Genomic DNA, 11,969 nt, shown 5'->3' with positions numbered 1-11,969 from the left:
CACACTTTCCTGTCAGCCATCTGTATTGCTGCGACCGTCATCTTCTGGTTGTGATCAATGAGTCCTGACCCTAGCAAACCGACCGGAAAGAAGTAATATCATCCGTTTAGATATTAAATTCTGCTCTAAAATTTAATCAATTTTAATTAAATACCGACCAGACCGTGAGATCAAATATCCTGATCGCAATTTGATGAATACCTGAATTGTATCAATCTCGGGGTTAGTGGCTTTTAAAAGTGTCTTCGATAATTTTTCTAGGCCCGAAACATTTTTAGAGCTGATAGCATCTTTATTGGTTTACGTGATCGCTGGCATAATTGGGATAATCGCTTTTATCGTTTACCTTTCTACAATGATGTTAGGTACAATCTTTGGAATCGAGTTGTCGCCAGCTGAAACGAACTAATAACAAGGCTTGGCGGCTCTATAGACCGCCAGCTTCGATAATGCAGAACTAGAGAAATGACGACCGTTGATGTTGTGGTCAAATCATCGCGTTAATGGCAATATCACTATACCCCCCGTCGGCAGAACGGAGGGCGAGCGCGCAGCATCACGGTGAACCTGTCGGAATCCCCATTGGGCTGGCTGCACGCCCGTGGACATCTATCCGACCGCCAGTTTGACGCGGGCGAAAAGCTCCGCGCCGATTGGGAAAGAGCCAATCTGGCGCCACGGATCACGATGCGCTGGGATGCAGCGCCAATTGCCAAAAGAAAGCGGCGCACAGCGGCGGCGCTGCATGAAACCGAAGCGCAGCTTGCCGCAAAGCAGCGCTTCGCCCATGCCATCGATTATCTGGGTAGCGATCTGTCGGATATTGCCTGGCGGATCATCTGCGGGGGAGAGGGCACGCCGCTTGCCGAAAAAAATCTGGGCTGGCCCGCCCGTTCCGGCAAGCTGGTGTTGAAAATCGCGCTGGACCGGCTGGCAATCTACTATCGCCTACCGGGCTGATCAGGGCTGGAGCAGCCGTTCGACTTCTTCCGCCAGTTCCAGCCAGCGCATTTCGGCTGTGTCTTTCTCTTCGATCAGCGCGCTATTCTCCTTGGTCAGCGCATCAAACCGCTCGAAATCGCGCGTGTAGAGATTCGGATCAGCCAGTGCCTGCTCGATTTCGACCATGCGCTGGTCAATGGCCTCGATCCGCTCCGGTAACAGGTCGTAATCGCGCTGGTCCTTGTAGCTCAGCTTCTTGCTCGGGCTGCTGGAGCGGGACGTCGTTGGCCCAGAGGATGAAGCTGATTTCGATGTTGGCCTCTGATCGCTCTCAACCTGTTTGCGCTTGGCCTCCCATTCGGCATAGCCGCCGGCGATGACATCCACCTTGCCGCTGCCGTCCAGCCCCAGCGTGATCGTCACCGTGCGGTCCAGAAAATCGCGATCATGGCTGACCAGCAGCACGGTGCCTTCATAATCGGCGATCACTTCCTGCAGCAGGTCCAGTGTTTCGAGATCGAGATCATTGGTCGGTTCGTCGAGCACCAGCAGGTTTGACATGCGGGCGAATTCGCGGGCGAGCAGCAGCCGGGATTGTTCGCCGCCCGACAATGTTCCGACCCGGGCGTCGATCAGGGTGGGTGCGAACAGAAATTCCTTCAGATAGCCCTGCACATGTTTCTTGGTGCCGCGCACGTCGATCCAGTCACTGCCATCGGCAAGCACGTCGCGGACCCGCTTGTCCGGGGTCAGCAGGCTGCGTTGCTGGTCGATGAAAACCCCGTTCAATGTCTTGGCGAGTGCGACGCTGCCGCTATCCGGCTCCAGCTCGCCGGTCAGCATTTTCAGCAGGGTGGTCTTGCCCGCGCCATTGGCCCCGACGATCCCGATACGGTCGCCGCGCTGGATGCGCAGGGAGAAATCACGGATGATGATACGCTTGCCATCGCCTTCACCATAGGACTTGGAAATATCGGTAGCCGTTATCACCGATTTGGTTCGGCTGTCATCACTTTCGGCCTGAAGCTTGGCGGCCCCCGCCGGACCGATCATCGCCGCGCGTTGCGCCCGCATTTCCCAAAGCTTCTCGAGCCGGCCCTGGTTGCGCTTGCGCCGCGCGGTCACGCCGCGTTCCAGCCAGTGCGCCTCGAGCTTCAGCCTGGCGTCGAGTCGCTCGGCTGAACGGGTTTCGTCGGCATAGATTTTTTCCATCCAGGCCTCGTAGCCGCCGAAACCGACTTCCAGCCGGCGCAGCGATCCGCGGTCCAGCCACAAGGTCTGCCTGGTCAGCCGGGTCAGGAAGGTCCGGTCATGCGAGATCGTGATGAACGCGCCCTTGTAGCGGCCAAGCCATTCTTCCAGCCAGTCGATTGCGCCGAGGTCAAGATGGTTGGTGGGTTCGTCGAGCAACAGCAGATCCGGCTGCGAGGCCAATGCCCGGCACAGCGCCGCGCGGCGTTTTTCGCCGCCGCTTGCCTTGTCGGCGCGGGTGGAAAGGTCCGTGCCGAGCTGGTCAGCAATGGCTTCCACTTCGTGCAGGGCCGGTCCATCGGCTCCGGAAACGGCAAAGTCGCGCAAGGTTTCAAACGGCGTGAAATCGGGCTCCTGTTCCAGCATCACGATGTTGACGCCCGGCTGGATAACCCGCTTTCCCTTGTCCGCTTCGATCTCGTCGGTGATCAACCGCAGCAATGTGGTCTTGCCAGCGCCGTTGCGGCCGATCAGCGCCAGCCGGTCGCGCGGCCCGACATGCAGGTCGAGATCCTGGAACAGCCAGCCTTCACCCTGGTGGAGTGAGAGATTCTCGTAGGAAAAAATGGGGGGCTGTGACATGGTTCCCGGGCGTTAGGGGCAAGCGGGCTTTGGCTCAAGCCTTCTCTTTTCGACGAAGGCCATTGACCTGCCGCGCCTTATCGGATTGTTAGGCGTGAAACTGACGATTTGGCGATAGGGACCGGATTTGCACATAATATTTCTGAACGGCGAATATGTTGCCAGGTCAGCCGCCAAAATCTCCGTATTTGATCGGGGCTTGCTGTTTTCCGACGCAGTCTATGAAGTGATTTCGGTCATTGGCGGCCAGCTGATTGATATGGAACGCCACATCATGCGTCTGGAACGGTCGCTCGGCGAACTTTCCATCAGTGCTTTTGCCGACTGGTCAGCCGTTTGCCGGCGGCTGGTGGCGGACAATCACCTGCAGGAAGGACTGGTCTATCTGCAAGTATCACGCGGCGTGATGGAAGAGCGGGACTATCGCTGGCCTGCACCGGACACGGCCCCGACGATATTTGCCTTTGCCCAGCAGCGGACGCTGATCGCCAACCCGATGGCTGTCAGCGGCATGCGGATCATTACCCGGCCCGATCTGCGCTGGCAGAGATGCGATATCAAGACGACCCAGTTGCTCTACGCCTCGCTGATGAAAATGGAGGCGGTTGCGGCCGGCGTCGACGATGTCTGGATGACCCGGGAGGATCTGGTCACCGAAGGCACGTCGCAAAATGCGCATATTATCAGTCAGGACGGTGTCCTGATCTCGCATCAGCTCGATCGCGCCATCCTGCCCGGGGTGACCCGAATCGAAACGCTGGCCCAGGCCAAATCCATGGGACTAACCGTCGAGGAGCGGGCATTTTCGGTCGACGAAGCGAAAGCAGCGGCAGAGGCTTTTGTTTCATCATCGACCCTGCTGGTGATGCCGGTCGTCGAGATTGACGGTCACAGGATTGGCGATGGGCGACCGGGCAAGCGCACTGGCCAAATTCGTCAAAACTATATAGCTGCTGTTCAGGCAGGCCATTCTACAAAGACTGAAATCAATGGAGAATGATATGAAATTTTCAATTTTGCTCGCCGGTGCGGCCCTGACCCTGATTCCTGCCAATTTCGCGCAAGCCGCCAATGTCGAGATTGTCGCGCAGAATCCGGTGATCGAACTTAGCGTATCGGAACAGGTCGACAGCGCACCCGACACTGCGATGTTCAGCACCGGTGTGGAAACCAAGGCGAAGACCGCGACCGAGGCACTGCGCCAGAATTCGGTGCAGGCGCGCACGGTGATTGACCGGCTCAAATCGCTGGGCATTGCCGAAAAGGACATCCAGACCACCGGCATCAATCTCCGCGCCGATTATGAATATGACCAGCCGAGCCGGGAAAACCGCTTCGTCGGCTACGTGGTTTCCAATCAGGTTTCGGCGACCGTGAACGACATTTCCAGACTTGGCGAAATTCTCGATGCCGTGGTCACCAGCGGCGCGACCAATTTGAACGGTCCTTCCTTTTCGATCAGCGATGACAGCAAGGTCAGGGACGTGGCGCGGGAGCGGGCGCTTGCCAATGGCAAGGCGCGGGCCATGAGCTATGCCCGCTCGGAAGGCTATAGCGGCGTCCGGATGCTGTCGATCAGCGAGGGCATTTCACACCAGTCGGAACAACCGAAAATGCGGATGCAGAGCGATGCAGCGGAATCTTTTGCACCGCCGGTCGCTCCTGGGCAGGTGGGGACCGTGGTATCACTGAACATCACCTATGAAATGACTCGCTAGCATGGCGGACTATAGCCTGAACCTGCTATTCACCTGATGTTAAAAGCGCCAAGCCTAGAAGGGGCCATGATGATGAAAAAATTCACCTTCTTTCCCCTTCTGACGCTTGGCCTGACGGCCATGGCTCCGAATATGGCGTCGGCTGCGGATCGCCGCACCGAGCAGAATGAGGCGCGGGCGCAGATGATGGCCGGCAAGGTGAAATCCATTCGTTCGATCGAGAACCGGATCTTGCCCCGGATGTCCGGCAGCGAATATATCGGTCCCGAATTCGATCCCAATGCTCAGGTTTACCGGCTGAAATTCATCCGCGACGGCCGGGTGATATTTGTCGACGTCGATGGCCGGACGGGCAGCATTTTGCGCGAGAGTCGCTAGCCAGAATCGGCTCTGTCCGGATTCGAAATCCCGGGTTTTCTAATTCATTGTGCGTTTTTGCGATGATGATATAGGCTGTGCCACATAAATATTATTTCGGAGGACATGCATGCGCGTCTTGATCGTTGAAGACGAACCCACGCTGGGACAGCAGCTCAAATCAACCCTGGAAGCCAATGGCTATGCCATCGACCTGTCGACCGACGGCGAGGACGGTCATTTCATGGGATCGACCGAAGATTATGACGCGGTGATCCTGGATCTCGGCCTGCCGGAAATCGACGGTCTTACCGTTCTCGATCGCTGGCGCAAGGAAGAGCGCAATTTTCCGGTGCTGGTGCTGACCGCCCGCGACAGCTGGTCGGACAAGGTCGCCGGACTGGATGCCGGTGCCGATGATTATCTCGCCAAACCGTTCCAGACCGAAGAACTGATCGCGCGGCTGCGGGCGCTCATTCGCCGCGCGTCGGGCAACGCCTCGTCTGAACTCACCGCCGGACTGGTGCGCCTCGATACCCGATCGGGCAAGGTGACGCTCGATGGCAGTCCGGTCAAGCTGACGGCGCAGGAATATAAGCTGCTGTCCTATCTGATGCATCACAAGGGAAAAGTGGTGTCCCGGACCGAACTGATCGAACATATTTATGACCAGGATTTCGACCGCGATTCAAATACGATCGAAGTGTTTGTCACCCGGATTCGCAAGAAACTGGGAGCGGACGTCATTTCGACGATAAGGGGGCTTGGCTATAGTCTAGAGGATCCCGAAGCCTGAATGAATCCCGCCAGATAGATATTCCGGTCGATGAGAAGGAACCGACACCCCATTTCCGGCTAGGCACACAGACCACTGGCTCGCTCGGCCGGCGGATGATCGGGATTGCGGCCGCCTGGATCGTCATCCTGCTGTTCGGCGGCGGTTTCGCGCTGGATCGGGTGCTCAACGATGCGGTGACGCGCAATTTCGACAATCAGCTGGAATATGTGCTGACCGCGATGATCGCCTCGGCCGAGATTGGGCCGGATGGCGAGGTGTTCCTGAACCGTCCGCTGGGGGATCAGCGCTATCTGGAACCCAATAGCGGGCTCTACTGGCAGATCAGCGGCGAAGGCCATGATGATTTCCCCTCCCGCTCGCTGTGGGACCGCACGTTGAAATCCGATATCACCCATGATGATCGTGAAACCCATATCTATAACAGCGGCCAGTTTCAGGACGAACCATTGCGGGTGCTCGAACGGACGATCATTCTCCCGGATTCTGGCACCAAATGGCTGTTTCAGGTGGCCCAAAGCCGCGATGGTCTGGATGCCCAGATCACCAATATTCGCTCCATTCTGGTCAACAGCTTCCTGATATTGGCGCTCGGACTGATCGGCATGGCGGCGTTGCAGACGCTGTACGGCCTGTGGCCGCTGCGCAAGATTCGCATAGCCATCGCGGCGATGCGCACCGGACAGCAGCGCCGGGTCATCGAACCCATGCCGAATGAAGTGACACCCATGGTCGACGAGTTGAACGCCTTGCTCGACCATAATGAGAAGCAGGCCGAAGAGGCGAGGCGGCACGCCGGCAATCTCGCCCATGCCCTGAAAACCCCCCTGACGGTGATCATGAACAGCGCTACGGCCAAGGCGGACGATCTCGCCGATACGGTGATCCGCGAAGCCGGGGTGATGCGGCGGCAGGTCGACCATCATCTGGCGCGCGCGCGCGCCGTTGGCAGGCGCGGTCATGCGCACAGCCGAGCCAAGGTCTGGCAGAGCCTGCAAGCGGTCGAACGCGCGGTCGGACGGCTCTATCCACATGTCCGGATCGACATTGATGGTAACCAGGATGCGGTCGCATCGGTCGAACGTCAGGACCTCGACGAAATGATCGGCAATCTCGTCGAAAATGCTGCCAAATATGGTGGCGGCAGCGTGTTTGTCACCGTCGCCAGCGATGATGATTTCGTCGAGCTGCAGATCGAGGATGACGGGCGCGGAATTCCGGAGAAGGACCGGCAACGCATATTCGATCGCGGCGCACGGCTGGATAGCGGCAAGCCGGGCACCGGGCTTGGTCTGGCGATTGTCCGGGACGTGGCTGAAATTTATGACGGGTCGGTGTCGCTGGAAGAAAGCGAGGATCTCGGGGGATTGCTGGTGCGGTTGCGATTGCCGAAGTCGGAAACGCAATCTGTTTGATATATTGCCCTTGACCGCGTCCGGCAAAAGCCTTCGTGATTCCTAAGCTGAACATAGCCATTGTTGGTTGCGGGCCGGGCGGATTGGCCGCGGCTCTTTTTCTGAAACGCCAGGACCATGACGTCACTATCTTCGAGCAATTTTCCAAACCGCTACCGGTCGGATCCGGATTACTGATCCAGCCATCCGGCCAAGCCATTCTTGAAATGTTGGGATTACTCGACAGCATAAGGTCATTGGCCAGCCCCGTATATCATCTGCACGGTATTTCCGTGGAACAGAATCGCCGGGCGCTGGACATGCAATATTCCAATACGAAGGAGGGCACATCCGCCTTGGGTATCCACCGCGCCAGCCTGTTCTCCGTTCTGCTTCAAGCTGTCGAGAAAGCGGGTGTGCCGATTGTGGTCAACAGCAAGCTGGTTTCCGTCGAAGAGCGCGGCAGCCTTATCACTCCCATCTTTGAAAGGGGAGCGGCCGGCGCTCCATTCGATCTGCTGATTGATGCCAGCGGCGCGCGCAGTCCGTTGGCAGACGGCAAGGTGAAGCGCCTCGATTACGGCGCATTTTGGGCGACCGTCGACATGCCGGAGACACATGCCATTGTTCCGGACGCGCTTGACCAGCGCTATTATCGGGCCAGTCAGATGGCGGGTATCATGCCGGTTGGCCTGAATCCTGCCACAGGCAAGCCCGGTGCGGCGATTTTCTGGTCGGAGAAGCCTGAAAATGCAAAAAGATTTATGTCATTGGGAATCGATGAATTCCGCAGAAGCTATTGCAGTCTCTGGCCTGAAGCAAAACCCTTTGTCTCCCAGCTGACATCCATGGAAGAATTGACGATGGCCGTTTACGGCCATCGCACGGGGAGACCTTCACCTATCGACCGGCTCATCCATGTGGGCGATAGCTGGCATTGTACCAGCCCCCAACTGGGGCAAGGCGCGAACATGGCCCTGATCGATGCTGCCGCGCTCGCCATGGCCCTTGAACAATCCAGTTCGCTTTCTGAGGCGACCCGGGCATATCGAAAGCTTCGCGCAATGCATATCAGGCTGTATCAGATGCTCAGCGTCGTCTTCACGCCGCTTTATCAGTCCGATGGCGTGATCAAGCCGTGGATCCGAGACATGATCATCCACCATTTTGCGCGACTGCCGATCATCCGGAGGTTTATCGCTTCAACGGTCTCCGGAAGCCTCGCCCTGAAGATTCGATGACTGCCCCCAATCGGCCTAGCCCTCTTCCCTGATCCGCTCGTGGTGCCGAATCACTTCATCGATGATGAAGCGCAGGAATTTTTCCGAAAATTCGGGGTCGAGATTGGCGTCGCTGGCGAGCTGCCGCAACCGGGCGATCTGCTCCTGCTCGCGGGCGCTGTCGGCGGGTGGCAGGCTGTTCCGGGCCTTATACTCTCCGACCGCTTGCGTGACCTTGAATCGTTCGGCCAGCATGAACACCAGAGCGGCATCGATATTGTTGATGCTTTCGCGATATTGTTTCAGCTTTTCATCCATGATTTGCCGTCCGCTTTCTGCCTGTTCCTGATCTGGCCTTACTTATGCGGGGCGCAATCGCAAGAGACCTTATTTCACTTGCCTTATCCCTAGTGACTTGCCACATCCGGTGCAACATGTCAGCAACGGTCCATCATATCGGGCGGGACACCGCGCCTTCGCTTGAACCGATCATGTCGCTGGTCGCCAGCGACATGAATCAGGTCAACAGTGTGATTCTGGACCGGATGCAATCGGAAATACCGCTGATTCCGGAACTCGCCGGACATCTGATTGCCGGCGGCGGCAAGCGTATGCGGCCGATGCTGACCCTGGCGGCAGCGAAGCTGATCGGCTATCCGGGCGATCGCCATTTCAAGCTGGCGGCGGCGGTCGAATTTATCCACACCGCGACGCTGTTGCACGATGATGTTGTCGATGGTTCGGATTTGCGGCGCGGAAAAACTGCGGCCAATCTTATCTTTGGCAATCCGGCCACCGTGCTGGTCGGCGATTTTCTGTTCAGCCGGTCATTCGAACTGATGGTCGAGGATGGCTCGCTGAAAGTATTGAAGATTCTGTCCAATGCCTCGGCGGTGATTGCCGAGGGCGAGGTCAACCAGCTTACCGCCCAGCGCAAGATTGACACCAGCGAAGACCGCTATCTCAATATCATTGGCGCCAAGACGGCGGCCCTGTTCGCCGCAGCCAGCCGGATTTCGGCGGTGGTTGCGGAATGCGATGAGGAAATCGAACTGGCGCTGGACAGCTACGGCCGCAATCTGGGCATTGCCTTTCAGCTGGTCGATGACGCGATCGATTATTCTTCCGATCGCGACACCATGGGCAAGGATGCCGGCGACGATTTCCGGGAAGGCAAGGTGACCTTGCCGGTCATATTGGCTTATTCGCGGGGCAGCGAAGAGGATCGCAAATTCTGGAAAGACGCGATCATTGGACACAAGTCCTCGAATGAAGATCTTGACCGGGCCATCGGCTTGCTGCGCTCGACCGGCGCAATGGACGATACAATGTCGCGGGCCCGGCATTATGGCCAGCGGGCGATCGATGCGCTGGGAATATTTGCCTCCGGAAAGGCAAAGGATGCGATGACCGAAGCGGTTGAATTCGCGATATCCCGCGCGTATTGAGACGGTTCAGGACAGGAACAGAAAATGGCCGCACGAATTTATCAAATTCCCAGAAACGCAATGCAGTCCGGCAGGGCCCTGACCGATAAATGGGTGCTGGAATTTGAACCGGCGGAAGCGCGGAAGCCCGATCCGCTGACCGGCTGGGCCGGCTCCGGCGATACCCAGCGGCAGGTCAGGCTGAACTTTGAATCCTGCGATGCAGCGAAGGCATATGCCGACAAACATGTGATTGTCTATTCGGTCATTGCCACGCCGCACAAAACGCTCAAGATCCAGGCCTATGCGGATAATTTTCGCTAGCTGAGAATCGGCCCGGGCGGTCGAGCCGTGGCGATATTTTCAGCTCATTTGCAGAAACAGCATCAACCGCACGTCGATCCCGGCGCCTTCTTGGCGCTTGCTTGCGATGAAATCGTCCAGATCCGCCAGTGCGACCCGATGGACGATGATATTCTCTCCTTCGACGCCGCCGCCTTCGCTGACCTTGGTCAGCCCGCTGGCCCGGAATAAAGAGAAGCTCTCAGAGACCATCCCGGGGGATGAATAATATTCGCCGCAATTTTCAATACTCGCTGCACGATAGCCGGTTTCTTCTTCCAGCTCCCGGATCGCGGCGATGGCGCTATCCTCATCGGCGAGGTGGTCATGGTCGCCGACCAGGCCGGCGGGCAGTTCGATACAGTTTTTCCCGAGCGGCACGCGATATTGCTCGACCAGCAGCACATGTCCTGCGTCAATCGCCAGTATGACCGCAGCCTTGATGCCGCGGCTGCGTGAAACATATTCCCATTTGCCCTGGCGCTTGGCCGTGACGAAGCGGCCTTCCCACATGACCTCGACAGCGTCGTCGTCGCCGTCGCTCAAAGTTCGATCAACCGGTCGGGCAGTTCGTTGGGATTCTGGTCGGTCTTGGGAAAATGCTCGGCCAGGACCAGTCCCATTTGCCGAACCGCTTCGGCCATGCCCGCGCCCGGCGTACCGGCGCGCACCAGGTCGATCATGGCGATCATCGCATCGCCCCACACGGCCGGCTCGACGTTCGCGGCAATGGCCTCATCGGCGACGATTTCCGCGCGATGCTCGCGCATCGACAGATAGAGCAATATGCCAGTGCGTCCGACCGTCCGATGGTCGGTTGAAACCCGGAACAAGGTTACCGCCCGCCTGCGCACACGCGCCTTTTTGATTGGTGACGGAATGAGCAGGAAGAGCAACGGCTTCCAGATCAGGATCAGCCGGGTTCCGAAAAATTTCATCGCGGCAAAAACAAATAACGCCCAATAGGGCAGGGCGGTCACGCCGCTCCAGCCTCCGGCGAACCAGTCGATCATGTTCAGATAGATTTCCGGAAACAGGCTGACCACGAGTAATGCGGTCAGCGCGACCAGACCGGACAGCGCCCAGGCGACATCGCCATAATGATCGGATTGACCCGTCACGATGGTCACGATTTCGCCATCGGTCGCCTTTTCCGCCAGCGATACGGCGGATGTGACGATCTTGTGGTCGTCGGCGGTGAACTGGTTCACTTTGCCCATTACCAGCCTCCCGAGGCGCCGCCGCCGCCAAAGCTGCCGCCGCCACCACCAAAGCCGCCTCCGCCAAAGCCGCCGCCGCCGAATCCTCCGCTGCTGCCACCGCCAAAGCCTGTCCCGCCACCCCAGATGACGACCGGTCCGGCGCCCCGGCGATAGCGCTTGCCGCCGCGGTTGGAGAACATCGGAATGATCACGAAGAAAATCAGAATGAAGCCCCAGAAGATCATCAGACCGATATTCTCGCCATCGCCTTCGCTGGCTTGCTGTTCGGCGTCCTGCGCAATCAGCCGCGCTTCCTCTTCGGGCAGGACCAGTTGCGATGCGATGCGATCCACGCCGGCAATGATACCGCCGGCCATATTGTCATTGCGAAATTGGGGCAGGATATCATTCTGGATGATGATGCTCGACAGCGCGTCGGTCATGATGCCCTCCAGGCCATAGCCGACTTCGACGCGCACCTTGCGTTCATTGGGCGCGACCAGCAGGATCAGGCCGTTATCCTTTTCCTTCTCGCCGTCGCCGTCCTGACCAATGCCCCAGGTCCGGCCCAGCTGATAGCCATAGTCCGCAATATCATAGCCTTCGAGACTGTTGACCGTTGCCACGACAAGCTGGCGATTGGACTGGGTTTCGAGCGCAGCAAGCTTTGCCGTGAGCTCCGCCTCTTGCACGGGATCCAGCAGACCCGCCTGATCGACAACGCGGCCGGTGAGTTCC

The 11,969-nt window shown here is 58.1% G+C and carries 14 protein-coding genes; 9 read left to right on the top strand and 5 right to left on the bottom strand.

All coding sequences use genetic code 11. The features are described from left to right. The first annotated feature begins 561 nt into the window (after positions 1-561). On the top strand, positions 562-960 hold the full coding sequence (locus ACEW8J_RS10770; protein WP_373491641.1) for a DUF6456 domain-containing protein: 399 nt from the start codon (positions 562-564) through the stop codon (positions 958-960). On the opposite strand, the gene ACEW8J_RS10765 is transcribed toward ACEW8J_RS10770, so the two are convergent. Beyond that, a complete protein-coding gene (locus tag ACEW8J_RS10765; protein ID WP_373491640.1) occupies positions 961-2,775 on the bottom strand; it encodes an ABC-F family ATP-binding cassette domain-containing protein in 1,815 nt (604 codons plus the stop codon). It abuts the gene before it with no gap. A gap of 127 nt (positions 2,776-2,902) precedes the next feature. Here ACEW8J_RS10765 and ACEW8J_RS10760 point away from each other — a divergent pair, with 127 nt between their 5' ends. The 6 genes from ACEW8J_RS10760 to ACEW8J_RS10735 all read left to right on the top strand — a co-directional run bounded on the left by ACEW8J_RS10760 (position 2,903) and on the right by ACEW8J_RS10735 (position 8,281). Then, positions 2,903-3,775 carry an aminotransferase class IV gene (locus ACEW8J_RS10760; RefSeq protein WP_373491639.1) on the top strand — a complete coding sequence of 291 codons (873 nt, stop codon included), beginning with the start codon at positions 2,903-2,905 and terminating at the stop codon, positions 3,773-3,775. Position 3,776: 1 nt separating this feature from the next. Continuing rightward, positions 3,777-4,493, top strand: a complete 717-nt coding sequence (locus ACEW8J_RS10755; protein ID WP_373491638.1) for an SIMPL domain-containing protein — start codon at positions 3,777-3,779, stop codon at positions 4,491-4,493. A 66-nt stretch (positions 4,494-4,559) separates the two neighbouring features. After that, on the top strand, positions 4,560-4,871 hold the full coding sequence (locus ACEW8J_RS10750) for a hypothetical protein (RefSeq protein WP_373491637.1): 312 nt from the start codon (positions 4,560-4,562) through the stop codon (positions 4,869-4,871). 109 nt (positions 4,872-4,980) lie between these two features. Further along, positions 4,981-5,646 (top strand): response regulator transcription factor, encoded by a 666-nt coding sequence (locus tag ACEW8J_RS10745; protein WP_373491636.1) that lies wholly within the window; start codon positions 4,981-4,983, stop codon positions 5,644-5,646. Between the two features lie 95 nt (positions 5,647-5,741). Beyond that, the gene (locus ACEW8J_RS10740; RefSeq protein ID WP_373491635.1) at positions 5,742-7,061 is read left to right on the top strand and encodes a sensor histidine kinase; all 1,320 of its coding nucleotides are present in this window, start codon (positions 5,742-5,744) and stop codon (positions 7,059-7,061) included. A 35-nt stretch (positions 7,062-7,096) separates the two neighbouring features. Then, a complete protein-coding gene (locus tag ACEW8J_RS10735) occupies positions 7,097-8,281 on the top strand; it encodes an FAD-dependent oxidoreductase (protein ID WP_373491634.1) in 1,185 nt (394 codons plus the stop codon). 15 nt (positions 8,282-8,296) lie between these two features. Here ACEW8J_RS10735 and ACEW8J_RS10730 read toward each other — a convergent pair whose 3' ends face one another. Further along, complete coding sequence (locus tag ACEW8J_RS10730) at positions 8,297-8,578, bottom strand: chorismate mutase (protein WP_373491633.1); 282 nt, start codon at positions 8,576-8,578, stop codon at positions 8,297-8,299. Positions 8,579-8,694: 116 nt separating this feature from the next. Between ACEW8J_RS10730 and ACEW8J_RS10725 the strand changes: the two genes are divergently transcribed. Further along, a complete protein-coding gene (locus tag ACEW8J_RS10725) occupies positions 8,695-9,708 on the top strand; it encodes a polyprenyl synthetase family protein (protein ID WP_373491632.1) in 1,014 nt (337 codons plus the stop codon). A 24-nt stretch (positions 9,709-9,732) separates the two neighbouring features. Next, a complete protein-coding gene (locus ACEW8J_RS10720) occupies positions 9,733-10,011 on the top strand; it encodes an ETC complex I subunit (RefSeq protein ID WP_373491631.1) in 279 nt (92 codons plus the stop codon). A gap of 39 nt (positions 10,012-10,050) precedes the next feature. Here the strand turns inward: ACEW8J_RS10720 and ACEW8J_RS10715 are convergent, their stop codons facing one another. The 3 genes from ACEW8J_RS10715 to ACEW8J_RS10705 form a co-directional block, all read right to left on the bottom strand. Beyond that, complete coding sequence (locus tag ACEW8J_RS10715) at positions 10,051-10,542, bottom strand: NUDIX hydrolase (RefSeq protein WP_373491642.1); 492 nt, start codon at positions 10,540-10,542, stop codon at positions 10,051-10,053. A 29-nt stretch (positions 10,543-10,571) separates the two neighbouring features. Next, positions 10,572-11,249 carry a TPM domain-containing protein gene (locus ACEW8J_RS10710; RefSeq protein ID WP_373491630.1) on the bottom strand — a complete coding sequence of 226 codons (678 nt, stop codon included), beginning with the start codon at positions 11,247-11,249 and terminating at the stop codon, positions 10,572-10,574. Further along, positions 11,249-11,969: YgcG family protein (locus ACEW8J_RS10705; protein WP_373491629.1), on the bottom strand; the 721-nt coding region annotated here is incomplete at its 5' end. The genes ACEW8J_RS10710 and ACEW8J_RS10705, both read right to left, overlap by 1 nt.

This window comes from Parasphingorhabdus sp., assembly GCF_041748495.1.
Classification (GTDB): Bacteria; Pseudomonadota; Alphaproteobacteria; order Sphingomonadales; family Sphingomonadaceae; genus Parasphingorhabdus.
The sequence above is the reverse complement of the archived record's forward strand: the minus strand, read 5'-3'. Positions and strand labels throughout refer to the sequence as shown.

What these genes read in the sequence shown, in the direction of transcription:
- ACEW8J_RS10765 (WP_373491640.1), bottom strand. Translation starts at nt 2,775, where the DNA reads ATGTCACAGCCCCCCATTTTTTCCTACGAGAATCTCTCACTCCACCAG.
- ACEW8J_RS10755 (WP_373491638.1), top strand. Translation starts at nt 3,777, where the DNA reads ATGAAATTTTCAATTTTGCTCGCCGGTGCGGCCCTGACCCTGATTCCT.
- ACEW8J_RS10750 (WP_373491637.1), top strand. Translation starts at nt 4,560, where the DNA reads ATGATGATGAAAAAATTCACCTTCTTTCCCCTTCTGACGCTTGGCCTG.
- ACEW8J_RS10745 (WP_373491636.1), top strand. Translation starts at nt 4,981, where the DNA reads ATGCGCGTCTTGATCGTTGAAGACGAACCCACGCTGGGACAGCAGCTC.
- ACEW8J_RS10740 (WP_373491635.1), top strand. Translation starts at nt 5,742, where the DNA reads ATGATCGGGATTGCGGCCGCCTGGATCGTCATCCTGCTGTTCGGCGGC.
- ACEW8J_RS10730 (WP_373491633.1), bottom strand. Translation starts at nt 8,578, where the DNA reads ATGGATGAAAAGCTGAAACAATATCGCGAAAGCATCAACAATATCGAT.
- ACEW8J_RS10725 (WP_373491632.1), top strand. Translation starts at nt 8,695, where the DNA reads ATGTCAGCAACGGTCCATCATATCGGGCGGGACACCGCGCCTTCGCTT.
- ACEW8J_RS10720 (WP_373491631.1), top strand. Translation starts at nt 9,733, where the DNA reads ATGGCCGCACGAATTTATCAAATTCCCAGAAACGCAATGCAGTCCGGC.
- ACEW8J_RS10715 (WP_373491642.1), bottom strand. Translation starts at nt 10,542, where the DNA reads ATGTGGGAAGGCCGCTTCGTCACGGCCAAGCGCCAGGGCAAATGGGAA.
- ACEW8J_RS10710 (WP_373491630.1), bottom strand. Translation starts at nt 11,249, where the DNA reads ATGGGCAAAGTGAACCAGTTCACCGCCGACGACCACAAGATCGTCACA.